Source organism: Psychrobacter proteolyticus (assembly GCF_038155145.1).
Classification (GTDB): domain Bacteria; phylum Pseudomonadota; class Gammaproteobacteria; order Pseudomonadales; family Moraxellaceae; genus Psychrobacter; species Psychrobacter proteolyticus_B.
The window spans coordinates 53,600-80,325 of sequence record NZ_JBAKAY010000003.1; the positions used below are offsets into that span (position 1 = coordinate 53,600).

20 protein-coding genes are annotated in these 26,726 nt (G+C 43.3%); 10 read left to right on the forward strand and 10 right to left on the reverse strand.

Annotated features, from left to right (window positions below):
- Window position 1: 1 nt before the first annotated feature.
- Complete coding sequence (locus tag V6252_RS04590) at window positions 2-1,009, reverse strand: NADP-dependent oxidoreductase (RefSeq protein WP_341609495.1); 1,008 nt, start codon at window positions 1,007-1,009, stop codon at window positions 2-4.
- A 22-nt stretch (window positions 1,010-1,031) separates the two neighbouring features.
- On the reverse strand, window positions 1,032-2,837 hold the full coding sequence (locus V6252_RS04595; RefSeq protein WP_341609496.1) for an acyl-CoA dehydrogenase: 1,806 nt from the start codon (window positions 2,835-2,837) through the stop codon (window positions 1,032-1,034).
- Between the two features lie 181 nt (window positions 2,838-3,018).
- Between V6252_RS04595 and V6252_RS04600 the strand changes: the two genes are divergently transcribed.
- A complete protein-coding gene (locus V6252_RS04600; protein ID WP_101205632.1) occupies window positions 3,019-4,041 on the forward strand; it encodes a GlxA family transcriptional regulator in 1,023 nt (340 codons plus the stop codon).
- Window positions 4,042-4,060: 19 nt separating this feature from the next.
- Here the strand turns inward: V6252_RS04600 and V6252_RS04605 are convergent, their stop codons facing one another.
- Window positions 4,061-5,338 (reverse strand): LD-carboxypeptidase, encoded by a 1,278-nt coding sequence (locus V6252_RS04605; protein WP_341609497.1) that lies wholly within the window; start codon window positions 5,336-5,338, stop codon window positions 4,061-4,063.
- A gap of 203 nt (window positions 5,339-5,541) precedes the next feature.
- Between V6252_RS04605 and V6252_RS04610 the strand changes: the two genes are divergently transcribed.
- Window positions 5,542-6,021, forward strand: coding sequence for a YkvA family protein (locus tag V6252_RS04610; RefSeq protein ID WP_341609498.1), 480 nt, complete (start codon window positions 5,542-5,544; stop codon window positions 6,019-6,021).
- Window positions 6,022-6,130: 109 nt separating this feature from the next.
- Here V6252_RS04610 and V6252_RS04615 read toward each other — a convergent pair whose 3' ends face one another.
- Complete coding sequence (locus V6252_RS04615) at window positions 6,131-6,436, reverse strand: hypothetical protein (protein WP_341609500.1); 306 nt, start codon at window positions 6,434-6,436, stop codon at window positions 6,131-6,133.
- Window positions 6,437-6,552: 116 nt separating this feature from the next.
- The gene (locus V6252_RS04620) at window positions 6,553-7,098 is read right to left on the reverse strand and encodes a hypothetical protein (protein WP_341609502.1); all 546 of its coding nucleotides are present in this window, start codon (window positions 7,096-7,098) and stop codon (window positions 6,553-6,555) included.
- 350 nt (window positions 7,099-7,448) lie between these two features.
- Here V6252_RS04620 and dnaQ point away from each other — a divergent pair, with 350 nt between their 5' ends.
- The 8 genes from dnaQ (at window position 7,449) to V6252_RS04660 (ending at window position 16,685) form a co-directional block, all read left to right on the forward strand.
- The gene (dnaQ, locus tag V6252_RS04625; protein WP_341609504.1) at window positions 7,449-9,083 is read left to right on the forward strand and encodes a DNA polymerase III subunit epsilon; all 1,635 of its coding nucleotides are present in this window, start codon (window positions 7,449-7,451) and stop codon (window positions 9,081-9,083) included.
- Between the two features lie 147 nt (window positions 9,084-9,230).
- Window positions 9,231-10,913 carry a hypothetical protein gene (locus V6252_RS04630; RefSeq protein WP_341609506.1) on the forward strand — a complete coding sequence of 561 codons (1,683 nt, stop codon included), beginning with the start codon at window positions 9,231-9,233 and terminating at the stop codon, window positions 10,911-10,913.
- A 259-nt stretch (window positions 10,914-11,172) separates the two neighbouring features.
- Window positions 11,173-12,117: an NAD(+) diphosphatase gene (gene nudC, locus V6252_RS04635; RefSeq protein ID WP_341609508.1), complete on the forward strand. Its 945-nt coding sequence runs from the start codon at window positions 11,173-11,175 to the stop codon at window positions 12,115-12,117.
- A gap of 257 nt (window positions 12,118-12,374) precedes the next feature.
- The gene (locus tag V6252_RS04640; protein ID WP_341609510.1) at window positions 12,375-13,232 is read left to right on the forward strand and encodes an RnfABCDGE type electron transport complex subunit B; all 858 of its coding nucleotides are present in this window, start codon (window positions 12,375-12,377) and stop codon (window positions 13,230-13,232) included.
- A 79-nt stretch (window positions 13,233-13,311) separates the two neighbouring features.
- Window positions 13,312-14,007: an endonuclease III gene (nth, locus tag V6252_RS04645; protein WP_057760685.1), complete on the forward strand. Its 696-nt coding sequence runs from the start codon at window positions 13,312-13,314 to the stop codon at window positions 14,005-14,007.
- A 489-nt stretch (window positions 14,008-14,496) separates the two neighbouring features.
- Complete coding sequence (metK, locus tag V6252_RS04650) at window positions 14,497-15,663, forward strand: methionine adenosyltransferase (protein WP_057760687.1); 1,167 nt, start codon at window positions 14,497-14,499, stop codon at window positions 15,661-15,663.
- A gap of 76 nt (window positions 15,664-15,739) precedes the next feature.
- Complete coding sequence (locus V6252_RS04655; protein ID WP_102078350.1) at window positions 15,740-16,096, forward strand: DUF3144 domain-containing protein; 357 nt, start codon at window positions 15,740-15,742, stop codon at window positions 16,094-16,096.
- A 340-nt stretch (window positions 16,097-16,436) separates the two neighbouring features.
- Window positions 16,437-16,685, forward strand: coding sequence for a hypothetical protein (locus tag V6252_RS04660; RefSeq protein ID WP_341609511.1), 249 nt, complete (start codon window positions 16,437-16,439; stop codon window positions 16,683-16,685).
- Window positions 16,686-16,828: 143 nt separating this feature from the next.
- Here V6252_RS04660 and V6252_RS04665 read toward each other — a convergent pair whose 3' ends face one another.
- From V6252_RS04665 to clpB, 5 genes are all read right to left on the reverse strand, one after another.
- Window positions 16,829-18,481: a BCCT family transporter gene (locus tag V6252_RS04665; RefSeq protein WP_057760694.1), complete on the reverse strand. Its 1,653-nt coding sequence runs from the start codon at window positions 18,479-18,481 to the stop codon at window positions 16,829-16,831.
- A 243-nt stretch (window positions 18,482-18,724) separates the two neighbouring features.
- Window positions 18,725-20,377: a BCCT family transporter gene (locus V6252_RS04670; RefSeq protein WP_191113838.1), complete on the reverse strand. Its 1,653-nt coding sequence runs from the start codon at window positions 20,375-20,377 to the stop codon at window positions 18,725-18,727.
- A 243-nt stretch (window positions 20,378-20,620) separates the two neighbouring features.
- Window positions 20,621-22,264, reverse strand: a complete 1,644-nt coding sequence (locus V6252_RS04675; protein WP_191113839.1) for a BCCT family transporter — start codon at window positions 22,262-22,264, stop codon at window positions 20,621-20,623.
- 211 nt (window positions 22,265-22,475) lie between these two features.
- Window positions 22,476-23,753, reverse strand: a complete 1,278-nt coding sequence (locus V6252_RS04680) for a PQQ-dependent sugar dehydrogenase (RefSeq protein WP_341609513.1) — start codon at window positions 23,751-23,753, stop codon at window positions 22,476-22,478.
- 207 nt (window positions 23,754-23,960) lie between these two features.
- Window positions 23,961-26,558 carry an ATP-dependent chaperone ClpB gene (clpB, locus tag V6252_RS04685; protein ID WP_341609514.1) on the reverse strand — a complete coding sequence of 866 codons (2,598 nt, stop codon included), beginning with the start codon at window positions 26,556-26,558 and terminating at the stop codon, window positions 23,961-23,963.
- Window positions 26,559-26,726 lie beyond the last annotated feature (168 nt).

A 26,726-nucleotide genomic window follows, 5' to 3' on the forward strand; every position in this document is an offset into this window, starting at 1 on the left:
TCTATCCCTCTACCTTAAGTACTAGTTTGCCGAAATTTTCACCGTTAAAGAGCATCATCAAAGTATCAGGGAACGTCTCGATACCTTCAACGATATGGTCTTTCACTTTCATATCACCTGACTGAATCCAGCCAGCAATCTCTTTCATAGCGATTGGATATTCTTTGATATTATCGAATACTACGATGCCTTCCATGCGAGCACGATTGACCAATAATGATAAATAGTTCGATGGGCCTTTTACTGCTGTGGTGTTGTTATATTGGCTGATAGCCCCGCAAATAACGATACGCGCATGCAGATTGATCTGAGTAAGCACGTCATTTAAGATATCACCGCCTACGTTGTCAAAGTATACATCGACGCCGTCTGGACAGGTTTTCTTTAGGGCTTTTTTCACATCTTCGTTTTTGTAATCAATCGTCGCATCAAACCCAAGCTCATCGACCAAGAACTTGCATTTTTCAGCACCGCCTGCGATACCGACAACGCGGCAGCCTTTAATTTTGGCAATCTGACCGACCAAGCTACCAACGGCACCAGCAGCGCCAGAGACGACCACGGTCTCGCCTGCTTTTGGCTGACCCGTTTTTAGCAGACCGAAATACCCTGTCATCCCCGGCATACCGAGTACGCCTAAGTAATAAGACAGCGGCGCTAGGCTTGGATCAACTTTATGCAGACCAGTACCATCGCTGACCGCATATGACTGCACGCCGTCGTGACCTGCGACATAGTCACCTACTGCAAATTTCTCATGCTTACTTTCAACCACTTCACCCACAGTACCGGCGCGCATAACTTCACCAATTTGTACTGGCGCGATATAAGATTTGGCATCGTTCAACCAACCACGCATCGCCGGATCGATAGAGATGTATTCAACCTTAATCAGTAACTGACCATCGGTAATCGTCGGTATTTCTGTCTCGGTATAATCCCAAGTTTCAGCGCTTGGCTCGCCTACTGGTCTTGCTTTTAGGCGCCATTGTTTATTAATTTTTGTCATTTCTCTTTCCTTAGAGTTGTCCTTAGAACCAGTCCGCTTGCATGTCAGTGCAAACTGAGTTGGTGTTGGTTAATAATTCGATGTCGCGTTTAACTAATGGTAGTTCCCAATCAATGAAGTATTTGGCCGCTTGTATCTTGCCTTTATAAAAGTTCTGCTGCTCGACATCTTGCGTCGTACTTAGTAGCTGCTCGGCTTTACTGGCTTGACGAATCCAAATCCAACTCAGTACAATTGAGGCAAAAATGTTCATCAGTGCTTGAGCATTACCAGTAAGGGTTAGCGCTTCTTCTGTCTGCAATACTTTGCCCAAATGCATGAGCACTTCATGCAACTGACCCATATAAGGCATCAGCTTGCCTGCAAGTTGTGCGCTCTCAGGTGTCGTGATGCTTTCTAAATCTTGTATAATTTCACGTTTTAGGATTTGAATGCCTAACCCACCTTTTTGCCATAACTTGCGGAATGACAAATCTAGCGCCTGCACACCGTTTGTGCCTTCATGAATGGGATTTAGACGATTGTCACGCCAAAACTGCTCAGCTTGATATTCACGCGTATAGCCTGCGCCGCCCAATACCTGAATACCTAAGTCATTGGCTTTTGGACCATATTCAGATGGCCATGCTTTTAGCACTGGCGTTAGCAAATCCAACAACTCTGTTAGCTCATTTTTTAATGTTTCGTCTTCACAGGTATTGATACGGTCAATTAGGTTTGAGCCATATAAGCACAATGAGATGCCACCTTCAGAATAGGCTTTTTGTGCCAATAGCATGCGCTTTACGTCACCATGCTGAATAATGGCCGTTGCATCATCTTCAGGCTTATTGTTTGGCGCAATGCGACCTTGTGTACGGTCTTTGGCATAATCTAGCGAATACTGATAGCCGCGATAACCAATCATAGAAGCGCCAAAACCAACTGCGATACGCGCCTCATTCATCATCTTGAACATATAACGCAAGCCAAAATGCTCTTCACCGATTAAATAACCATGACAATCGCCTTCATCGCCGAAGCTCAATGCCGTAGAAGTCGCACCTCTATAACCAAGCTTATGAATCAGTCCAGTCAAATGTACATCGTTACGCTCGCCAACAGACAAGTCAGCGTTCAAGCGATACTTAGGCACGGCAAATAAAGAGATACCTTTTACGCCACCTGGGCCACCTGGTACTTTTGCCAATACCAAATGCACGATATTGTCAGACAGCTCGTGATCACCTGCTGAGATATAAATCTTGCTACCCTTGACGCGGTACGAGCCATCGTCTTGTTTTACAGCGATGGTTTTGATATCGGCAAGCGATGAACCTGCATGTGGTTCAGTCAGTGCCATGGTGCCGGTGAACTCACCTGTCAGCATACGCGGCATAAAGGCCGCTTTGATATCATCACTAGCAAAATGCGAGATGACGTTGATTGCCGCAGTGGTCAGAAATGGATAGGCAGTCGTTGATGGATTGGCTGCCATAAAGTAGCCTGCCACAGCAGTCATAACCGTCTCAGGCAACTGCATACCGCCGTCTTCGAAGCTATAACGACCAGCAATAAACCCAGACTCGCGGAACGCATCAAAAGCGACTTTCACATCGTTTATCATGCTGACTTTTTTGCCATCGAACTGCGGCTCGTTCTTATCCGCAATATGGTTATGCGGTAAAAATAAATCTGTCGCAATCTTGTTTGCCGTCTCTAATACAGCATCAAATGTCTCACGGCTATGCTCTGAAAACTTTGCGTGCTCGGTGAGTGATTCTGTGCCTAGTACATCATACAATTGGAAAGGTAATTCGAAATCGTTTAGGAGGGTATCTGCGGCCATAGTATTCTCATTAACTGATTAAATGTGGTTATCAATTGATATTAGTCTAATTTGATACTTGTCCGTATTGTCATTTATGACATAATTATGGTCAAATAAGACATAAACAGAGTGTCTAACTGGTTAAAATCAACCAAATAACAGCTATTTTGGTAAGCACAGCAAAGGAAACGAGTGACTTATGCCCTATTTCAAACCTTTTAAAATGATTATTCTTGGCTTCGATGGTGTGCTTGGTAGTGTACTATCTGGCGCATTGGACTTGTTTTCATTCACGGGGGTCAGCTGGCAGCGCTTTTCGAATGAGTCTGTAGAGCCACGATTTAATGTGCAAATCGCAAGCTTGGGTGGCGGTGATATCAGGTGCAGTAATCGGTTAATCATGCAAGCCCATTGTGATATTCGAGACGTGACAGAGTGCGATTTATTGCTTGTGCCCACCATTGGCGACTCTATTGATAAGGTGTTGAAGCAAAACAGTGAGCTGCTGCCGCACTTAGTACGGCTTGCAAATACCAAGGCCGATATAGCAAGCAATTGTAGCGGTGCATTTTTTTTGGCAAAGGCAGGATTGTTAGATCATAAGATAGCCACCACTCACTGGGGCTATGCCAATAAGTTTAAGGCAGATTTTCCATTGGTGGACTTACAAGAGAATCAGTTTGTGACCCACTCAAGAAGCGAGTCAACAAACCAGTCGGGCAATATATTTTGTGCAGCTGGCGGCAGCGCCTTTTATGATTTGGGGCTATTATTGATAGAAAGGTACTGCGGACGTGAGATTTCTACGCAGGTAGCAAAAACCCAAATTATTGATAGCAAAAGAGGCAGTCAAAATAGCTATACCAATGTGACCCTGCACAAGCCGCATTCCGACCATTTGATTAAACAAGTCCAAGAATATATCGAAGAAAACTTTCAACATTCTTTACAGGTCAGTAGTTTAGCCGCTATGGTAAATATTACCCCGCGCACTTTAAATAGACGTTTCCAGTCCTGCGTGGCGATGCGACCGATTGAGTATATTCAGGCCGTCAGAATTGAACAAGCCAAACGCTTACTTGAATTAGGCGATGTATCAATAAAGTCGCTTGCCGATCAAGTAGGTTATGATGATATCTCTTCATTCACGCGTCTATTTAAACGTGCGACAGAGCTGACGCCTAAAGAATATCAAGATAAGTTTTCGCGATTGGCTATTTAAAAAGAACAGTGCTTAGCGTTTAAGCATTTTGCCACAAGCCTTCTACTTGGATAGCATCAGCCTTGATGGTTGGGTAATCGTTAAATAATAACTGATAGCCACCATCAGTATTAGGTATAAGCTGGCAAGTCGCTCCCAGCGGAAAGCTGTATTTTTTGCCGATATGACCAAAAGGCATACCACTATATATCGGCAATCCTGTTAGTTCATGTAGTTGGCGAATGACTGTGGCGACATCATAACGCTTGTCATAGCTGTCCTCACCTGCACCAGACAATGCCCCAAATACAATCGCTTGCTGCCCTCTGAACACACCTGCGAGATATAAGTCATATAACATGCGCTCAATACGATACGCCTGCTCGCCGACATCTTCTAAAAACACAATACCACCATCGATACGTGGTAAATACTCACTACCTGCCATCGCTGATACGACACTTAAGTTACCACCCCAAATCGTACCAGTTAACAGTTTTGGCTCACCCTTTGTCAGTATGGCAGGTAGCTGCTGACTGGTTAATGAAGCATTTTGTATGCTGATAGTTAGATTGGGATTGGTTAACACTTCAACAAACTGCTGACAGCTGACTTTATCAGGTGCGGTTTTACCAAACTCACTATAGAGCATTGGTGCGGCAAGCGAGCTCATTGACCCTTTTGCCAATAGCGCACACTGAATAGCCGTCACATCACTAAAGCCTGCGAGTATCGTGCCGCGCTCCTTCATAACCCGTCCTAGCGTCGCCCAGTCCACCATAGGCAATATACGCATGGCACCGTAACCACCGCGCACACCTAGCAGCAGCTTTGGCAAGGCTATTGCCCCAGTGGCAAGGTTTTGAAAATCGCTAGCACGCTGTGAGTCCGTTCCCGCAAAGCGTAAATACTGACGATTGGTAATAGCAGGATTTTCTATTTTAAACCCAGCACAAGCCACCCGATCTAATGCCAACTGATTACGCTCATCACTACCACCCACATTGGAGCTAGCAAAAAGTCGCGTCTCAATCGTAGGCGTGGTACAACCTGTCTGCGTCAGTGACTCCTGTGACGTTTGTGATGATGAGCTATCATTCAACAGCGAAGTTGGCAGATCATCTTTAGTCAGCTGCGTACTATGACCAGACTCGATAGGACTGGCTGCAAGCACTTGAGAAATACTTTGGCTCGCTAGTACTGCTGTGCCTGCACTCACACCGATTCGACGTAGAAACTGCCGACGGTTTAGCCCAGTTGTTGTTTCAGTTGCACGACTATTTTTATTATCTGTCCATGCCTGACGCTTAATCCCCATACCTTACTGTTACCTTATCGCTTTTATTTTTATGACTTGTGTTTTTAGACCTTGTGGCAGCATATTGTAGACGCTTTTCTGACACTGATGGTTGCCTAATCTTTACCGATATTTACTTTTTCGCTACTGAGACACACAATATAGGTCGACTAGATTTGTTACTGTAAATACAAATTCATCGCAAAAAACAAAAGGTAATAATTATGTTTAATAAAAAAACCGATAAGAACAAGTCACTTGACTCTAATTTAGAATACTTGCTAGGCAAAGAAGACAAGCTAAAAGAAAAGTTAGAGGACAGCGGCTATCTTGAGCCGTTTAGTGATGATTTAATGCTATTTATGAGTCTCGTCAAAGATTATTACAAAGGTGACTACCGTAAGATCCCTTTCAAAACAATTTCAGCTGGCGTTATTGGTGCGCTCTATGTGCTAAATCCAATTGACCTCATTCCTGATTCTATTCCGTTTATCGGCCATATCGATGATGCGCTAGTACTTAAATTCTGTTTAAAGCAGGCCAGAAAAGATCTGCAAAAATATAAAGAATGGAGGCAAGAACAATCAGCTACTAAGGATAAGTTAGAAGCTAAGAGCGACACGGATAAGACTAGTAACGACAAGACTAGTAGTGATGAGAAAGATAGCGACGAGACTGGTACTAATCTGAAGAAAGCCTCATAAATATTAACACTTTCAACTATTAAAAAACTGCACTATCGAAAAAGCCACGACCGCGAATTAATACTTCGGTCGTGGCTTTTGTTATTTACAATTCATTCAATACTATATTTTAATCAGGTACTTCATAATTAGCTTTTTCTGGATTAAGACCAAACGAGTAGACGAATGTTGCAACGAGGCTATTGACAATAATGAAAGGTAAATCAATCGCAGTATGACCAAGCGCATAGCGACCAAGCAGCCACGAGACGATCAACATGATAATAAAAAATGCACCCAAATATGCCAAAATCGTAGGGTGTTTTAAATTATAAGGCTGCTCAGGCGTCGGTTGTTTGTCTAATACATACGTCCTTACCGCCCAACCAGCTGCATAAGAGAACCCGCCTAACACCACGTAACTAAAAAAATTCATATCGCTTAACTCTAATGGTATGACTGTTTATAACAAAATACTGTCTATGCAAATATCATCGACCAACAATGATATTTATAGTCGATACTTATCTAAATACTATCATCAATGCTTATTTAAATACCGTCATCAACATTATCGATAATAAGATTGGCATGTGGATTGGCTAAAATATCGGTATTCACCTCATCGCACTCCACGCGGTAGATCGTATTGGCACCTCGGTAAATATACGACAAATACTCACTGTCTAAGAGCGGATCAATATTTGCGTAAGCTGGTTTGACATGAGCCAGTACAAGCACTCGATCAGGACGACCAATGACCGCATCGACATTGTCTGGATCAATAGAGAAAAACTGCGGTATGTCACTATTGTCTATTATTTCTAACGGCTCTGGAGTATCCCAGACGCGCTTAGCAGTGACGGGTTCTTTCATCTGCATTACCCAAGTGTTATTTTGCTGGCTGACCTTTATCTGTGCAGGCTCATCTTGACTCACCGTATAGCAACCTTCAAAGACAGACATATCTGCTGCAACTTCGGTATCTGCTTGAGGGCTAGTATCATTACAAGCGCTCAGAAAAATCGCGCTGCTGGCAGTTACACTGAGCATCAGATACGTCAGTCTCTTATTAAATAAATTCGAGCGTAAGGACATAATGGGGTTATCCTGCAATCATGCATTAAAAACTTTAATTAAGTGTACTATTGTCAAAAAACCATCAAATAGCAGATACAAAAAATGTGCTTGGGCATCTTTGTAGCAAAGACAGCTCTGTCATTAAAAAATCAGTGGCTTTCAGCGAGCTTCGCTATTTTAACAGAAAACCAAGACGTTACTATTATGTTATAAGTTACCGTAAGGGTTTTCTGACTTTGTGCGTCACGACTGCCCATATTTATGATAGATTTGCTATACTCACAACGTCATCATCATCGTTCGAATAACGTAAACGAGATGCTCTAGTACTACCCTATGCTTACCACTTATCAGGTCCATACTCTTTTATGTCAGACAACCGTAATTCAATGCCAAACACTCATAAAGACAACGCGATTGATCCATTGGCTGCTAAAACCAATACCACTGTGGCCTATACTGATGGTGCTTGCAAAGGCAATCCTGGCGCTGGCGGCTGGGGCGCACATCTTATATTTAGTGATGGCAGCACGCAAGATTTGTACGGTGGCGACAAAGAAACCACCAATAACCGTATGGAGCTAATGGGCGCGATACAAGCCCTGACCCATAGCCCGAATGAGCATACTCTTGAGATTTGGACTGACTCCAGTTATGTCCAAAAAGGCATCACTGAATGGATCGAGGGTTGGAAGAAAAAGGGCTGGAAAACTGCCAGTAAAAAGCCAGTCGCTAATCAAGACCTATGGCAACAATTGGATAAGCTCTGCCAACAGCGTGATGTCAGCTGGCATTGGGTCAAGGGTCACGCTGGACATGCTGGTAATGAAAAAGCAGACGAGCTGGCAAACTTAGGTGTCACATCCAACAGCGGGCATTCAGCTATAGTCAGTGAAGCAGATACGACTAAAAAAAAAGACCAAATAGTGACTGACATTAATACTGATACTGATACCTTGCAAAACACGTCTAGCGCTGATTGGCTAAGTTTTGACCCATTGGGTCTAGATATGATGGACGATGAGTTTTATGAAGAGCTCTTAGAAACTGAACCGCTAATAGAAGATAGTCAGAGTACTGCTGACAACCTTCAAACAAATGAAGACATTGCTGTAGAATCTAACAGCCATCAAGACAATACATACAACCCGACGAGTACCAAAGCTATGCCAGATATTCAAACGCACCTAGATGATACCGTCGACAATGATATGTTGCCAAGTGTAGAATCTGATGCCCCTAAGTTCGATGGGGATACTAGCCGTGCCAACCCACATTTTAAGCCGCTACTACCAAAGCCGATACACCGCCATGAAGCAGATCGTCAGCTTATCATGGATACAGAAACCACAGGGCTTGATGCTCTAAAAGGCGACCGTATTATCGAGGTCGGTATTGTGGAGCTGGTCGGACGTAAGTTTACTGGTGAAAAGCTGCACGTTTATATCAATCCGCAGCGTGGTATGGATGATGAAGTCATTCGTATTCATGGTATCTCTGAAGCATTTTTGACTGACAAGCCGACCTTTGACCAAGTGGCTCAGTCTTTGTATGACTTTATGGACGGCGCTGAGATTATCGCTCACAACGCTACTTTTGATATGAACTTCTTAAATATGGAGTTTGCAAAAGTTGGTCTGAATGACTTTGCTAATCGAGTGCAAGTAACCGATTCACTGGCGATGGCCAAGCAACAATACCCTGGGCAAAAAAACACGCTAGATGCCCTCGTGCGTCGCCTAGATGTTGGTAAGCAAGACCGTACTTTTCACGGGGCATTACTTGACTCAGAGATTTTAGCCGAAGTTTATCTGGCGATGACTGGTGGACAGGTCACGCTAGCCATTGAAGAGGATACAGATACCGATGGCGGACAAACCGCTCATGCAAGTTTCGCCAATTTAGCAAATTTATTACTGGCTTCAACGTCGGATGAAACTGCTGACCAAAGCTGGTATGCCGCTTTGGCAGAAGATTATCCTGCACTAAAAGCTAGCATATAATTATCGTTCGAATTTTTATTGAACCGACATTTGTATAATTTAGTCTTGATTATTATGATAGAAAGCGTTAAAACATCACTAGCTAATACTTTCTGAATCAAATTTACACTATTGCTATTCTCATCAGTACATTATGGAAAAATACTTATGGACCAGTCTGCGCAAATGAAGCTAACCGCCCCAACACTTAGTGTTACTGATTTTAACCTACCATCACTCCATTTACTGCATGATGAGGTTATAGCAACGCTTAAAGATACTGAAATTCATCTAGGTGAGTTCAATGATGATAGTAGTCAGGCGCCTTTGTTGTCAGATTCTATCGAAGTATTAAAGCAGCTGTCTTGTATTTTTAAACTGATTTCTTTGGTCGGTGCAGAAGCATTGAATGATGCTATTGTTGGTGGTCTACAGAGACTTTATGACAATGGTGATAATAACGATACTGATTTGATCATGGATCTATCAGAAGCCATCATGACCTTGGATCGTTATGTTGAGTTTGTCCTCTTGACTGAATCGGTAGAGCCTACTCTACTGATACCTGTCATCAACAAGCTTAATGCACATAGTCAAGAAGCTCCTATTACAGCAGACTATTTTGCAGCATTTGGTAGCAGTAGTGTCATCATCGCCAACCCTGAACAAAACTTTGAATCTCTAAGCACGCTTAATCTAGACACAGAGCTGCTGACCAACGCGTATCGTAGTGGCCTTGCGGTTGCATTACTCAATCAAGATGGCAACATTGACTCCGCGGATCAACAAAAACTTGATGCTATGAGTGCAGCCTGTGCTTTAATCGCTGCAAATACTGATAGTTTGTTTTGGCAAGCGGCGACTGCCGCCGTGACTGATATCGCAGCAATATTACCATTAAACCTAAGTCAAAAGCACACACTTATCTATTTAGAGCAGCAATTTCAAAGCTATTTACCAGTCATGGATACCCGCTTTGCAGATTTAGTGAGCTTTGCCTGTCAACGTGATAACGAGCAAGCGCAGCAATTACGTGAACAATATGCAAATAACCATTTAGAAGGTGCTCAGCTAGAACAGATGAAACGCTTTTTATTCGGTCCTAACCGCGAACTTACCGATACGTTAAACACAATTATTCAAAATCAGATCAATAACATTAAAGAACACGTCGATAGTTATGCACGTGGCGATTCAATCAATCCTATTGATATGCAGACAGCGCAGATTATTAAAGAGCTGACCGAACTGAGTTCGGCATTACGTCTGTTAGGTCTGTCCAACGCAGCCAATAGTCTTAGCGAAGCAGCAGAAGCTGTGAGCCATTGGCAAGCGCCTGCTCCTGAAGATTTCGATCATTTGCTACTAGCGTTAATGCATGCAGAGAACGCCACCATTGCTATGGCAGAGATGCATACACCAGGGGCAATCTATCTGCCACTGAATAACCCGCATATCTCATTGCATCAGCTTAATACGGCCAATGATACCTTGATACAAGAAAGCCGAACTGCGATTGCTAGTGCTGAGCAAGCCATCAATGATTATTTGGCGGAGCCTGAGCGCGACATGCTCAATATCCAAAATATCCCTGGGATGATGCGTCAAGTAGCAGGCGCAGTACGTTTCTTACAGTTGGCCACACCTGCCAGCATGCTGAGTCAGCTAGCCAACTATATCGAACAACGTATCGAAGGCGGACGACGTATCGAAGACAGTACGTTAGCCTGCATCGCTGATGTTATCATGGCGGTCGATCATCACTTAGATGGTTTTGAGAATAATCGCCCTGTCAGCAAGCAAGCGCTTGATGTTGGTCAACAGAGCTTAAGCCATCTACTTGCTGCTTAACTTTTCTTATTATCATGTCATGGTCATCATCTCTTAGCCATGACATCTCATTTACGTATAGATAATTCAAGATAATGTAGGTACAAGTCAGGCATGTGAAAGCGCTACAGTCATTAGGTTGAACTAGCCTGGTCATTAGGCTGAACCAGCCTGACAACATATCTGGATATCTGGTTTACATAGAATTGATGATACTTTACTCTAAAACAGTCTGTGTCTACCTCGATGCGGACTTACTTTATAATGTTTGGAATTTTATATGGCTCATGCTTTTGTATTAAGTGATGACAGTATCTTATGCCGTCAAATGCCAGATGGTTGGTGGCCTTTGCAAGTTCAGCTATCGCCCGAGAGTAATGACTTAAGCGAGCAAGCTTATCAGGTTGGTCATGTAACGCTGCACGAGAGCCTAGCACCAAATCATTGGTTATCAGATGACAACAATAGCGCTGGCAACTGTGCAGATGATACGGTTGATGCCAGTATGGCTCATAGCTTTACCGCTCAAGCTACGAGTGCCATGACTTATGACTATGCAGTTACTCATAACGTAACGCTACCAATTATCGCTGAAAGTAGTGGTAACACTTTTGTTCCTTATCGAAAACTGATGACTCATTTGCCAGTCGCTTTGTCAGATCAGATTAGCCAAGCAATACAACTATTAAGCTGGCAAGCAGATACACAGTTTTGTAGTCGCTGTGCTAGCCCTACCGTACATGCTGACCAAGGCGAACGTGCCATGGTTTGTCCAGTATGTCGATTGCGCCAATACCCTCGCGTACAACCGTGCGTCATTACTGCTATTACTCGTCCAAATCCAGTAACAGGTGAGATGCAAATCTTACTGGCTCACCATCATCGTCATGGACAGCAAAATCTGCCGCCAATGTATGGTTTGATCGCAGGGTTTGTAGAAGTTGGAGAGAGTTTGGAGCATGCCGTAGTACGTGAAGTCGCAGAAGAGGTCAATATCAGCGTATCAGATATCCGCTATGTCAGTAGTCAGCCATGGCCATTCCCCTCTAACTTGATGCTCGGTTTTCGAGCCTCGTATGCCAGTGGCGATATTATCTTGCAAGAAGATGAGTTAGCACATGCTGATTTCTTTGATCTCTCAAACCTACCCAGAATTCCGCCGAAGGGTAGTATCGCTCGTGATTTGATTGATCAAGTGGCTAAAGAACAAAATATAGATTTATAATCAGTACTTATCTATAAATACCACATTACGCTACAGTATTGTATTTTCAATCTCATCTCTTTAAAATCGCTGCTCCTGTGACAAGCGTTTTACTTCGAACTTCATTTTTAGTAAGTAACATGCCAAAATGAGCAGTAACACGCTAACATGAGCAGATGCTCTTATAGATACTGTTTTACAAAGACCGCTTTCTCAACCTTTTATCTCTATTTATACTAATACCAATTCTAACGACTGGTATTAAGGTCCTTAATTAAATGCAAAGTAGCACCAATATACGCTTAGTTAATCTACCTATCTTATTCGATGCATTACACATTGATACCTTGCCCGCTGACATACAGGCGAAAATTGCACGTGTGGATGCTTGTTTGCCACAGACGCAATGCGGGCTATGTGAGCATCCAGATGGTTGCCTGCCATATGCCGCTGCAATTGTATTAAATGGCGAGCCGTATAATAAATGTGTGCCCGGTGGTCAGCCAGTCACCAATGCGATTGCTCAGACTCTCGATATAGACACTTCTGACACTACGCTGACGGCAGTACCTTCACAGTGGCCAATAGATGCCACCTCTAAACGTCCGACCGAGGTTCGTGCGGTGATCCGTGAAGATGACTGTATCGGCTGCACCAAATGCATTCCTGCTTGCCCAGTCGATGCTATCGTTGGTACTGGCAAGCATATGCATACGATTTTTACAGATTTGTGCACGGGCTGTGAGCTATGCATTGCGCCCTGCCCTGTTGATTGCATTGACTTAGTTACGATTGAGCGAGAAATATCTGAGCCTGAGCGAATAGCAGAGCAAGAAGATTTGAGACAACGCTACCACACCCATTTGAAACGTGTCACAGAACAGCTTGCCGATACGAGCAATAGTAGACCTGTCGTTAGCATGGTTGAGGCTAAGCTCAATAATGCAGCAAGTCAGTCTCTAAACATCAGTGAGTCGCAAGCGAAAAACACCATTGCGGCTGCCAAGCTCCGTACCAAAATCAAAAAACTGGAAAAGCAGCTGAGTGTGCGTGCAAACGATAAGAAACAAGCAGAGCTCGAATCCTTACAAGCCGAGCTTGAGTCATTACAAGTAGAGCTTGCGTTAATAAATTGATACTTTAATCATTAACATGAATGCTAACGCTAGCATATAATTTGGCACCACCATTCACTAAAATAATAGTCAAAATGCCATGAGTAAAACGGTCAAACATAAAACAGCTGACACACCGCCCTCTAGACGAATGCCCAATCGTGACGTGCGTCCGTTCTTTGAAAAGCTGGCAGCGACTATTGATGAGCCTGTCACCGAACTTAATTATGACAGTAATTTTGAGTTACTTATCGCGGTAATTCTGTCCGCACAAGCGACTGATGTCAGTGTCAATATTGCTACCAAGCAGTTGTACCCTGTGGCCAATACACCTGAGGCAATACTGGCACTAGGCGAAGACGGTCTCAAATCCTATATCAAAAACATTGGTCTCTATAATGCCAAAGCAAAAAACGTCATCAAAACCTGTCGTGATTTGATTGAGAAATTTGATAGCACTGTTCCTGATAACCGCAAAGACTTAGAATCACTGGCAGGTGTCGGCCGCAAAACTGCCAACGTTGTATTAAATACGGCCTTTGGCCAGCCTACCATGGCCGTTGACACGCATATCTTTCGTGTGGGCAATCGTACTGGGCTTGCTACTGGCAAAACCGTACTCATCGTCGAAAAAAAGCTGGTCGAGCGTATTCCAGAAGACTTCATCGTAGACGCCCATCATTATCTTATCTTACACGGCCGCTATACTTGCCAGGCACGTACACCCAAATGCGGCGCTTGCCCTGTCTATGAAGAATGTATGTTCAAAGATAAAGCTGCATTTTTAGAGTTGTAACGTATTGTTCATTTTAAGCAGATGCTACTGCTAGCTAATCACTCAGCTAGATAAACCGCTATCCAGTAACCACCTTTGATTGCAGTGAACTGCTTGTTGAGCATTTCTTATAGTAGAGCAAGTGTTGCTCACTAGAGTTTTATAACGTTTCAAGGTAGAATAACCCTATTTTGCGTTAAGAGATTTTGGCCATTACCCTGCTTCTGATAAGGCAATCTGCACATTAGCGTTGTCTATTAGGGCAAGTACTGACTCAAATCATTACCGCCAAGACCATATCAGAGCGAGGCAGTATCATTTTATATATTGATTGAATGATAGTCCGCTCACCCTTTGGTCAAATTTATTAGCAAAGATTTTAGTCAAAACCGATTTTAAATTGAGAAATACCGATTATCTGCCGCGTAAATGCGTGGTCAAAATTAATTAGAGCAGCACCCAGATGTGCTGCTTTTCCTACCCTTATTGATTCAATTAAGCGATCCCATTATGCGTGAATACAACTTATTTACCTCAGAATCTGTGAGCGAAGGCCATCCTGACAAAATGGCTGACCAAATATCAGACGCTATCCTTGACGCTATCTTACGTGAAGATCTGCACGCACGTGTGGCATGCGAAACCTTAGTAAAAACAGGCGCAGTCATACTTGCAGGTGAAATCACTACAACGGCAAATATCGATTTAGAGCGTCTGGTCCGTGACACCGTAAATGGCATTGGCTATCACCATTCAGACCTAGGCTTTGATGGCGAGACTTGTGCAGTCATCAACATGCTAGGCAAACAATCTCCTGAAATTGCGCAAGGCGTCGATCGTAGCGACCCTGAAGAGCAAGGTGCAGGCGATCAAGGCTTAATGTTTGGTTATGCTAGCAATGAGACCGAAGTATTGATGCCAGCGCCTATCGAGTATGCCCATCGTTTGATGGAGCGTCAGTCGGAGCTGCGCCGCGCAGGTGAGTTGCCATGGTTGCGTCCAGATGCCAAAGCGCAGGTAACTTTGAAGTATGATGGCAATCGCCCTGTCGCCATCGATGCTGTTGTATTATCAACACAGCATGATCCAAGCATCTCGCAGTCAGATCTACAAGAAGCCGTGATGGAATCTATCATCAAGCAAGTGCTACCAGCTGACTTATTGCACGCTGGCACACGCTATCATATCAACCCAACTGGTAAGTTTGTGATCGGTGGTCCTGTTGGTGATGCTGGTTTGACTGGTCGTAAAATTATCGTTGATACTTACGGCGGCATGGCACGTCATGGTGGCGGTGCATTCAGTGGTAAAGATCCTTCAAAAGTGGATCGCAGTGCTGCTTATGCGGTACGTTATGTTGCCAAAAACATCGTAGCAGCAGGTCTTGCTGAGCGCTGTGAAGTACAGGTCAGCTACGCGATTGGTGTCGCTGAGCCTACTTCTATCTCTGTTAATACCTTTGGTACTAGCAAAATCAGTAACGATGAGATCATTCGCTTGATTCGTACGCACTTTGACCTACGTCCTTACGGCATTACCCGTATGTTGAACTTACTACAACCAATGTATCAGCAGACTGCTACCTTTGGACACTTTGGTCGTCCAGGTTCAGAGACTGCCTTTACGTGGGAAAAAACAGACAAAGCTGATATCTTAAAAGCAGACGCTGGTTTATAAGAGTCACTACTTTAAAACGTTTACCAACCATTTTTATATACTAAAAACTACTGACACTTATTATTAGGAGTTGCTTATGTCTCAAGACAATATTCAAGATCAAAACGCTGATGCTAACATCGAAATCACCCCTGAAATGCAGGCATTCTATCAACGTGCTGATGCTATCATTGGTATCGCCAACAGCCAGCTAGGCCCTGAAGCGCACTCAGGTCAAGTAGGTGCTTCTTTATTGTATGCTGCAGCACGTTATAGCGCATCAGTTGCCTCTATCGGCTTCGTCAAAGGTGATGATTTCGCCAAAGAAAAAGACGATATCGTCGAGTTTTATGTCAAACAGTATCGCCAGATGCTAAGCGATAACTTAACTGATTATGCTCAAAACTTTGACAAGTACGTGCAGCTAAATCAAGACGACAAACCAGCTGAATAAGCGAATGTCGTCAGTCTAGATGTCTTTGATTTAGACATGCTGTTGTAAAATCAGTATTTGATGGCAGAAAACAAAACCCCAAACTCAATTGAGCTTGGGGTTTTTGTATGGTGTTTAAGTAGATAGCTACTGACAAATGAGCTACCATAAATGCTTAAGCGTTTAGCCTCAGTAGGTAAATCCATCATCGATAACAGGACGCTATCGAATATTATGAATAAGGACATTTCTTATGAAACAAACTATATCTACTCGTCGATTTTCCACAATTTATCAATCTCCGTTCAAACCATCATCACTTATATTGATATTAGTTCTAGCTTTAACTGGCTGTAGTTCTATGTCTGATGTAGGCACGTCTGGTCAAACACCTACCCCATCCAGTCCTGATATCAGTCAGCAATTTGAAGGGGCTCTTACTCAATGTCCACTCGCTAACCCTGCCAATAATATCTGTACGGCACAATATGAACCCGTCTGTGTAAAAACGAAAGTTGGATCAGTGATCAGCTACCGAACGGCTAGTAATGCCTGCTCAGCCTGTAATATTCCTGAAGCCGTTGGTTATACAAAAGGCGAATGTAGCTAATCCATAAAGTGGTTGTATCGAGATCTGCTGTATTGGAAGCTGCTGTATTGGAAGCTTTTTTATTAAAAATATTGAACATCCATAAAAATACCCAGCTTATGACAAGCTGGGTATTTTTGTAGCTAAGAAATAAACTCTAAAGCTTAAGCATCTTTCTCAAGTGCTGGTGGGCCTTTTAGTAACTCTTCATCACGGAATTCATTGGCCGAGTTGTGCTCTGCTGACTCTTCTGTGGTAAACCATTGCTGATTACGATAGAGTATCAAACGATCTCGACTGAGACCACGCAATAGAGAATACATCATCACGACGATCACAATAGCAAAAGGAAATCCTGAGACAATCGATGCCGCTTGTAGTGCACTTAAGCCACCTGCTGCCAATAATACAGCTGCGATAACACCTTCAGAACCTGCCCAAAATAAGCGCTGAATCTTTGGCGGATTGGTATCACCACCTGAAGTCAGCATATCAATGACAAAACTGGCTGAATCTGACGAGGTAACAAACCATAATACAATCATCACCACAATGAGCAAGTTAACCGCACCCGTTAATGGATAAGATTCCATCAACTTAAAGATAGCGCTACCTGTATCGGCTTTGACCGCTTCGATCAGACCTGGACTAACTATGTTAGGGTCTGCTGCTGCCACCAGCTCCATATTTACCGCAGAACCACCAAAAGCGGTAAACCACAGGAACAATATCGTGATGGGAATTAATAATACGCCTAATATAAACTCACGGATGGTACGACCACGAGAGATACGTGCAACGAATACCCCAACGAATGGTGACCAACTAATCCACCATGCCCAATAGAAAATCGTCCAAGAGGCTTGCCAATTTTCTTCGCCTCTATAAGACTCTGTCCACAAACCTAATGGCACGATTTGATGCAAATAGTTGCCGATGTTTTCTACGAAGCTGTTAAAGATAAACTGCGTAGGCCCAAAGATAATCACAAAACTTAGCAATATCACAGTGAACAATATATTGGTATCACTTAGACGCTTGATGCCTTTATCCAATCCCATAAACAGAGATAACCCTGCTAGCATGGTGATAAGGCCAATCAAAATAATCTGCACCGTAATATTATTGGGTATACCAAATAACGTCTCAAGGCCTGAGTTAATCTGCAAGACGCCAAGACCTAACGTGGTCACTACCCCAAACATCGTACCAAATACGGCGAGCGTATCTACCGTATGTCCCCAACCGCCGTAGATCTTTTTACCCAATATTGGATAAAGTGTCGAACGGATAGCCAGTGGTAAACCTACTCGATAATGAAAATAAGCAAGCGATAGCGCAACCATGCCATATAGCGCCCATACATGTAGACCATAATGTAGGAACGAGATATTCATCGCTTGTTTGGCAGCGGCAACTGTCTCCGCTTCGCCTAATGGTGGTGCCATGAAGTGATACAGCGGCTCAGCGGTACCCCAGTAAAGCAGCCCAATACCGATACCTGCTGAAAACAACATGCCAATCCAAGAAACCATATTGTACTCTGGTCTCTCATTCTGATGACCGAGTCTGATATCGCCGTAGCGGCTAAATATCATATAAATACTCATGACCAATGTTAAATTGACCACGACAATAAAGAACCAGCCAAAGCGTAAAGAGACAAATGCTTTTGCTTGGTTAAATACTACTTCTGCTTGTTCATTGAATAAAGCGCCAAAAATAATGAACGCCAGTATCAAGATTGCTGAAGTCAAAAATACAGGTTTGCTTACCCGCGGAAAAGGGCCTAATCGGCCAACTTTTACATGATCCATAGGTATATCCCCAAAAAAGTGCGTAACCATACCAAGGTATGAACGAATTATCAAATATAACACCTTGTAAATACTGCCGAATGTATAGAAATGGTAGTAACATTTCGGTAATAATTTTCAGCAATCCGAATTTGTCCTGAATAAATATAAGTATCTTCACCCAATAAAAAAGCCCCAATTTAAAAATAAATCAGGGCTTCTTCTATCAAAATCTTAAATAGCTGTCTTGATGCTATCTACTTCTTAGTCACCTTTAACAATCTTAGGTGGCCCTTTTAATAGATGCTCGTCAGCAAATTCATCTGCCGAGTTATGATCTGCTGACTCTTCAGTAATATAATGCTGCTGCGCTCTATATAGTATCAGTCGATCGCGGCTCAAACCACGCAGTAGCGCATACATCATGGCAAATATAACCAAGGCAAATGGCAATCCTGCTACGATAGCGGCTGCTTGTAACGCGCTCAATCCACCAGCAGCTAACAAAACAGCAGCAATAACGCCTTCAGTGCTTGCCCAAAATAAACGTTGAATCTTTGGCGGATTGGTATCACCACCTGCGGTCAGCATATCAATGACAAAACTTGCTGAATCTGATGAGGTCACAAACCACAATACAATCATAATCACAATCATAAATGTGATGGGTTGCGCCAATGGATAGTACTCAACCAACTTAAAGATGGCACTACCAAAATCTGTTTGTACCGCCTCGACCAGTCCAGGACTAACCAATGCTGGATCAATAGCAGCGAGCAGCTCCATATGAATAGCAACACCGCCGAAAGTTGAAAACCAAAAGAACAATATGGTCATAGGGATAAGCAATACCCCAAGTACGAACTCTCTAATCGTACGACCACGGCTGATACGAGCAATAAACACGCCGACAAATGGTGCCCAACTTACCCACCATGCCCAATAAAATATCGTCCATGCTGACTGCCAGTTTGCCTCACCTTCATAAGACTCCCCCCACAGACCTAATGGCACAACCACTGAAAGATAGTTGCCGATATTTTCTAGGAAGCTATCAAAAATGAAAAGCGTCGGCCCTAAGACGACCATAAAACCAAGCAGAATAGCCGTTAGACCAATGTTCACATCGCTTAGACGCTTGATACCCTTATCCAAGCCCATCATGACAGAACAGGCGGCTAAAGCAGTAACGAAAGCAATTAGAGCGATTTGTATTGTGAGATTATTAGGAATACCAAATAATTTCTCAAGCCCTGAGTTAATTTGCATCACTCCAAGACCGAGTGACGTCACCACACCAAACATCGTACCGAATACGGCTAAGATATCAACGGCATGACCCCACGAGCCATATATTTTTTTACCCAATATAGGATAAAGGGTTGAGCGAATCGATAGTGGTAAGCCACGGCGAAAATGGAAATAGGCTAAAGATAGCGCTACAATCGCGTACAATGCCCAAGCATGTAAGCCCCAATGTAAGAAGGTAATATTCATCGCCTGCTTGGCGGCTTCTATTGTTTCCTTTTCACCAAGTGGCGGTGCCATAAAGTGATATAAGGGCTCTGCTGTACCCCAGTAGACAAGTCCAATACCGATACCAGCAGAGAACAGCATACCGATCCACGAAAATAGACTGTACTGTGGTGTCTCAGTTTGAGCACCAAGGCGAATATCGCCATAACGGCTCATAGATAAATAAACACAAAGTCCTAAAGCCACATTAACGAGAATAATGAAAAACCAACCAAATTTATCGGTAATAAAGCCTTGTAAAAAACTGAACAACGTACCGGCAGATTCAGTAAAAAAAACGCCAAGAATAATAAATGTAATAATAAGTAATGCTGAAGTCAAAAAAACAGGTTTACTTACCCGCGGGAAAGGGCCTAACCTGCCAACTTTTACATGATCCATAGGTATATCCCCAAAAAAGAGCGTAATCATACTAAGGTATGAACGAATCACTAAATATAACACCATGTAAATACTGCCGAATGTATAGAAATCGTAGTAACATTGCAGCAATAATATTTCAACAATCTGAATTTTTCCTGAATAAATTTAAATATCTTTACCCAATAAAAAGCCCCAATTTAAAAATAAATTGGGGCTTCTTCTATTAAAAGCTTAAGTAGCTGTCTTAATGCTATCTACTTCTTAGTCACCTTTAACAATCTTAGGCGGCCCTTTTAGTAGATGCTCATCGACGAACTCATTCGCTGAGTTATGGTCTGCTGATTCATCCGTAATAAAGCCTTGCTGCGCTCTGTATAGAATCAGACGATCACGACTCAAACCACGCAGTAGCGCATACATCATGACAAAGACTACTAAGGCAAACGGTAGTCCTGCTACGATAGCTGCCGCCTGCAGAGCAGACAGTCCACCAGCCGCTAGCAAGATAGCAGCGATAACACCTTCTGTCGTTGCCCAAAATAAGCGCTGGATTTTCGGTGGGTTGGTATCGCCACCAGCAGTCAACATATCGATGACAAAGCTAGCAGAATCTGACGAGGTCACAAACCATAGCATAATCATGACGACAATCAGTAGCGTAATCGGTTTTGCCAATGGGTAGTACTCAACCAACTTAAAGATCGCACTACCAGAATCCGCTTGTACTGCTTCAACCAATCCTGGGCTAACACCTGACACAGCAGAAGCAAGTTCCATATGAACAGCAACGCCGCCAAAGGTGGTAAACCAGAAGAACAAAATCAGCATTGGAATCAGTAGTACACCAAGCGTAAACTCACGAATAGTACGGCCACGAGAGATACGAGCGATAAAGATACCAACGAATGGTGCCCAGCTAACCCACCATGCCCAATAAAATATCGTCCAGCTACTTTGCCAATCTGTACCGCTATAAGACTCACCCCATGTACCTAAAGGTACAATCACAGTCAGATAGTTGCCGATGTTTTCGATAAAACTATCAAAGATAAATAGCGTTGGTCCTAAGATGACCATAAACGCTAATAAGACGATAGTGAAACCAATATTGATATCACTTAAACGCTTAATACCTTTATCCAAACCCATCAAGACTGAAGCTGCCGCTAGCGCTGTAATGAAAGCGATCAAGCCAAACTGTACGGTAAGACTGTTAGGCGTACCAAACAGCTTTTCGAGTCCAGAGTTGATCTGCATAACCCCAAGCCCGAGTGAGGTAACCACACCAAACATCGTACCAAACACAGCTAAGATATCGACCGTGTGTCCCCAACGACCATAGATCTTTTTACCAAGTAAAGGATACAAAGTAGATCGAATCGATAGTGGTAGGCCGCGACGGAAATGGAAATACGCTAAAGATAGCGCTACAATCGTATAAATCGCCCAAGCATGTAGACCCCAATGCATAAATGAGATATTCATTGCTTGCTTGGCGGCTTCTACTGTCTCGGCATCGCCCATTGGTGGTGCCATAAAGTGATACAGCGGCTCGGCTGTACCCCAATAAACCAGACCAATACCAATACCTGCAGAGAATAGCATGCCAATCCAAGAGAACAGATTGTACTGCGGTCGCTCTGTTTGGTTACCTAGTCGAATGTCACCATAGCGACTCATTGCCAAGTAAATACAAAGCGCGAGCGCGGTATTAACTAGAATAATGAATAGCCAACCAAACTTATCGGTAATAAAATTTTGTAAAAAACTAAAAACAGCCCCTGCTGTTTCGGTGAAAAACGCACCGAAAATAATAAAGCCAACAATCAGCAGTGATGATGTAATAAACACAGGTTTACTTACCCGCGGAAAAGGTCCTAATCTGCCTACTTTTACTTCTTCCATGTGCAAGTCTCAAATTTCAAGGAACGTTACCTTAACAAAATAGGTCTTAACTATCAATCTATTACAAAATAAAACTTGATAAAACTATTAATTTATTCTAAAAGATTTGAATAGTTTTATTAAAATAATTAAATATACAGGCAGGTAAATACGTCCTTAATTCGATGTTAATTCGAAGTTGTTTCAATGTTCTTTCAATATTGTTTCGATGTTATTTGGGCAATAATCTGAGTAATTGTGCATCATTACCGTCTTCAAGTGTCCACACTTGCCCGTCTACTGCTAGCACACTGCGTACACGCTCTCCCATGTCATAACGGTAACGCTCAGCCGCGGTATTGCCTTCACTTATGCCCACTACGATAAGCGCTTTAGACGATAAGCCACTGATAAGTGCATTGCCCTGCCAGCTAGGAAAGTCATTATGAGTACCAGCCGCATAGATGCTCATAGCAGATGGTGATATGACAGGTGTCCAAGTAATTTTGGGTGCCGCAAAATCTGGCTTTGTATCATGATCAGGAATATCTAAACCTGAATAATTGCGTCCATTAGATACCACTGGCCAGCCATAATTATTACCCTTCTCAATAATATTAAATTCATCCCCGCCCTTTGGTCCCATCTCGTGCGCCCAAAGCTGTCCGCTATCGTCAAATGCCATACCAAGCACATTGCGATGTCCGATGGTCCAAAACTGTTTGGCCAACTCATTATCAGTAAACGGATTGTCTGTCGGGGTATTACCATCAGGACTTAACCGTATTATCTTACCCAAATTACCACTCATGTCTTGTGCTGGGTCTTTGTCTTGACGCTCGCCTGAGCTGATATATAAATAGCGTCCATCGGGTGAAAACAGCAGGCGATGACTATAATGTCCCTGCCCTGTGACTTTCGGAGACTGTTGCCAGATAGGCGTGATATCTTGCAACGTAGGTGTGGCTGTCTCTAATCCTGAGAGTGTCGCCTTGATCACTTTGGCACCAAATTTATTGCTATCAGCTCCTGCCCCTGCTTCCGCGTAGCTAAGATAGACGGTATTGGACGTCGCAAAATCTGGAGCCACAATAATATCTCCTAAGCCACCTTGACCACCGTAAGCGACTGTAGGAACGCCTTCGATTTTGGACTTATTACCCGTCGCGGTATCTACGATAAATAGCTCACCTGTTTTTTGTGTCACCAGTAATTTTGGTGCTTCGTTATCTGCAATGGGTAACGCTGCCATAGCCCAAGGCTCATCAAAGGTAGCGATTGCTTTGGTGGTAAAGTCAGGCTTGCTAGTCTCTTTTTGTATGGTGGTTTGTGTGGCGGTTTGAGCATTGCTATCTGAAGTGGAAACCTCTTTAGACTCTGTTGCAGTGCTTTTGTTATTGCTAGGACTTACTGCTGAAGGGTTGGAGCACGCAGCGGTGCTAAACAGCAATGCTGCAATGATTAGTGGCGAGGTTAAAGGTATATTTATACGTTCAATATGGGCTGTCATCGTTCTGTTTCTCCGTTCAGTTGATATTGATACTATTAGTCTTTGATTTAGTTATAGCATAGTCCTGAGACTTCAGAGATATTAAAATGGTAAAAAAACAGTAACGTAAAATGCTCCTTATAAATAAAAACCCCTTACCTACAATTGTAGATAAGGGGTTTATTTTAAACATACAGTTGGGTTATAAAGACGTCAAAGCCAATACGATTAGCTCATTCTAAGCTTATCAAAAGTTAGCTTGTCGTCGGCACCTACATCGACTTTGATAATATCACCAGCGACAAAGTCACCTGCTAATAGCTTCAATGATAATGGGTTTTCAATCTCTTGTTGAATGGCACGCTTCAAAGGACGAGCGCCATAAACAGGGTCATAACCTACGGCAACCAATTTATTCATCGCGTCGGCTGACAGCTCAATATCCATCTCACGCTCTTGGATACGCTGACGTAATCGATCCAGTTGAATATCCGCAATACCTGCCATCTGCGACATACCAAGCGGATGGAAAACTACGATTTCGTCAATACGGTTGACGAACTCTGGACGGAAATGCTGCCCAACAGAATCCATTACTTCTGCTTTGATATCCTCGTAGCTTTCGCCAACCATTTCTTGAATCTTATGCGAACCCAAGTTACTGGTCATGATGATCACGGTATTTTTGAAATCTACCACCCGACCTTGCGAATCGGTTAAGCGACCATCATCCAATACTTGCAATAAGATATTGAACACATCAGGATGCGCCTTCTCTACTTCATCGAACAATATGACACTATATGGCTTATGGCGTACCGCTTCTGTCAATGTACCGCCTTCTTCATAACCGACATAGCCTGGAGGCGCGCCAACTAGGCGGCTGACACTATGTTTTTCCATATACTCACTCATGTCGATACGTACAATCGCATCTTCAGAGTCAAACAAGAAGTTTGCTAGTGATTTGGTCAGCTCGGTCTTACCAACACCAGTAGGTCCCAGAAATAAGAACGAACCAGAAGGACGATTGGGATCAGACAAGCCTGCACGGCTACGACGTACCGCATTGGCCACCGATTCGACTGCTTCGTTTTGACCAATGACACGCTCATGGAGCTTTTCTTCCATTGCGATCATCTTGTCACGCTCGCCTTGCATCATTTTGCTGACTGGAATACCAGTCGCGGCTGCCACCACTTCGGCGATTTCATTGTCGGTGACTTTATTACGTAGCAATTTGACACCGCTACCTTCACCTGTCTGCTCTTTTTGCTCAGCCAAATCAGACTCATGAATACGACGTTCTAACTGTGGAATGGTTTCGTATTGCAGCTTACTCATTGTCTCATAATCGCCTTCGCGGCTGGCTTTGTCATAGGCGATACGGGCTTTATCTAGCTCGTCTTTTAGCTGTTGACTGCCTTTGACCAGTGCCTTCTCTGCCTGCCAAACCTCATTGAGATCAGCATACTCTTTTTCCAATTCTGCTATTTGGGCATCGAGCACTTTACGCTCGGCTTGCGCGCCAGCATCTTCTTCATTTTTGAGTACTTCACGCTGCATTTTCAGCTGAATCAAACGGCTATCAAGCTTACCTAATGATTCAGGCTTACTGTCCATCTCCATCCGCAGACGACTGGCCGCTTCATCAATTAAATCAATTGCCTTATCTGGTAGCTTACGATCGGTGATATAGCGGTGACTCATGCGCGCAGCAGCGATAATGGCACTGTCTTGAATATCGACGCCGTGATGCAGCTCGTAACGCTCTTTTAGACCCCGTAATATCGCAATGGTATCTTCGACCGTTGGCTCATCGACCAGCACTTTTTGGAAACGACGCTCAAGTGCGGCATCTTTTTCGATGTACTTGCGGTATTCATCAAGCGTCGTCGCTCCGACACAATGCAGTTCACCGCGTGCCAATGCAGGTTTTAGCATATTACCCGCATCCATTGCACCTTCAGATTTACCCGCACCAACCATTGTATGCAGCTCATCGATGAATAGGATGACATTGCCTTCTTGCTTGGCCAAGTCGCTCAATACGCTTTTGAGGCGCTCTTCGAACTCACCGCGAAATTTCGCTCCCGCAATAAGCGCACCTAAATCCAATGACAACACTTCTTTACGGCGTAGCCCTTCTGGTACGTCACCATTGATAATTTTTTGTGCCAAACCTTCGACGATAGCCGTTTTACCAACGCCCGGCTCACCGATGAGTACAGGATTATTTTTAGTACGGCGTGATAGCACCTGAATAGTACGGCGGATCTCTTCGTCACGGCCAATCACTGGGTCTAGCTTGCCAAGTTCTGCTTGTTCAGTCAGGTTGATCGTGTACTTATTGAGCGCATCACGCTGATCTTCTGCGTTTTGGTTATTCACCGTATCATCACCGCGCAATTGCTCAATCACCACTTTTAACTTGCTTGCCGTTACGCCAGCACTTTCAAATATCTTTTTGGTTTCGCCTTGCTCAGCGAGTGCCAACATCACCCACTCTGTTGCGATAAAATCATCGCCTTCTTTTTGAGCCTGACGATCTGCCAAATTCAAGATTTTGACCGAGTTTGGGTTTAGGTTAACGTCACCTGTCGGCTCCGAAATGGTCGCCTGGTTATCTAGAGCTTTAGCAACGCCATTTTTTAGCGCTGGAATAGAAGCACCTGCTTGTTGGCATATCGATAAATTAGACTCATCTTGTAACAACACGGCAAGCAAATGCACAGGATCGATACCTGTATGATCGCGACCTAACGCTAGGCTTTGTGCTTCTTGAATGGCGGACTGCAATTTTTGAGTAAACTTCTCAAATCTCATGTCTATATCCTTTTATAATTGGTATTTTCAGTAGCACCTCTAAGGATTATCTTAGTCTAGTGCCTACTGTTATCTGTCACTTATATAAGGTATATATACATCTATTTCAAGACGATTGCTAAATAAAACCTTACTTAAAACAATGATATTGATTATTAATAATATTTA

Coding starts and splice junctions, on each gene's coding strand:
- V6252_RS04590 (WP_341609495.1), bottom strand. CDS start 1,009: ATGACAAAAATTAATAAACAATGGCGCCTAAAAGCAAGACCAGTAGGC.
- V6252_RS04595 (WP_341609496.1), bottom strand. CDS start 2,837: ATGGCCGCAGATACCCTCCTAAACGATTTCGAATTACCTTTCCAATTG.
- V6252_RS04600 (WP_101205632.1), top strand. CDS start 3,019: ATGCCCTATTTCAAACCTTTTAAAATGATTATTCTTGGCTTCGATGGT.
- V6252_RS04605 (WP_341609497.1), bottom strand. CDS start 5,338: ATGGGGATTAAGCGTCAGGCATGGACAGATAATAAAAATAGTCGTGCA.
- V6252_RS04610 (WP_341609498.1), top strand. CDS start 5,542: ATGTTTAATAAAAAAACCGATAAGAACAAGTCACTTGACTCTAATTTA.
- V6252_RS04615 (WP_341609500.1), bottom strand. CDS start 6,436: ATGAATTTTTTTAGTTACGTGGTGTTAGGCGGGTTCTCTTATGCAGCT.
- V6252_RS04620 (WP_341609502.1), bottom strand. CDS start 7,098: ATGTCCTTACGCTCGAATTTATTTAATAAGAGACTGACGTATCTGATG.
- dnaQ (WP_341609504.1), top strand. CDS start 7,449: ATGTCAGACAACCGTAATTCAATGCCAAACACTCATAAAGACAACGCG.
- V6252_RS04630 (WP_341609506.1), top strand. CDS start 9,231: ATGGACCAGTCTGCGCAAATGAAGCTAACCGCCCCAACACTTAGTGTT.
- nudC (WP_341609508.1), top strand. CDS start 11,173: ATGGCTCATGCTTTTGTATTAAGTGATGACAGTATCTTATGCCGTCAA.
- V6252_RS04640 (WP_341609510.1), top strand. CDS start 12,375: ATGCAAAGTAGCACCAATATACGCTTAGTTAATCTACCTATCTTATTC.
- nth (WP_057760685.1), top strand. CDS start 13,312: ATGAGTAAAACGGTCAAACATAAAACAGCTGACACACCGCCCTCTAGA.
- metK (WP_057760687.1), top strand. CDS start 14,497: ATGCGTGAATACAACTTATTTACCTCAGAATCTGTGAGCGAAGGCCAT.
- V6252_RS04655 (WP_102078350.1), top strand. CDS start 15,740: ATGTCTCAAGACAATATTCAAGATCAAAACGCTGATGCTAACATCGAA.
- V6252_RS04660 (WP_341609511.1), top strand. CDS start 16,437: ATGTCTGATGTAGGCACGTCTGGTCAAACACCTACCCCATCCAGTCCT.
- V6252_RS04665 (WP_057760694.1), bottom strand. CDS start 18,481: ATGGATCATGTAAAAGTTGGCCGATTAGGCCCTTTTCCGCGGGTAAGC.
- V6252_RS04670 (WP_191113838.1), bottom strand. CDS start 20,377: ATGGATCATGTAAAAGTTGGCAGGTTAGGCCCTTTCCCGCGGGTAAGT.
- V6252_RS04675 (WP_191113839.1), bottom strand. CDS start 22,264: ATGGAAGAAGTAAAAGTAGGCAGATTAGGACCTTTTCCGCGGGTAAGT.
- V6252_RS04680 (WP_341609513.1), bottom strand. CDS start 23,753: ATGACAGCCCATATTGAACGTATAAATATACCTTTAACCTCGCCACTA.
- clpB (WP_341609514.1), bottom strand. CDS start 26,558: ATGAGATTTGAGAAGTTTACTCAAAAATTGCAGTCCGCCATTCAAGAA.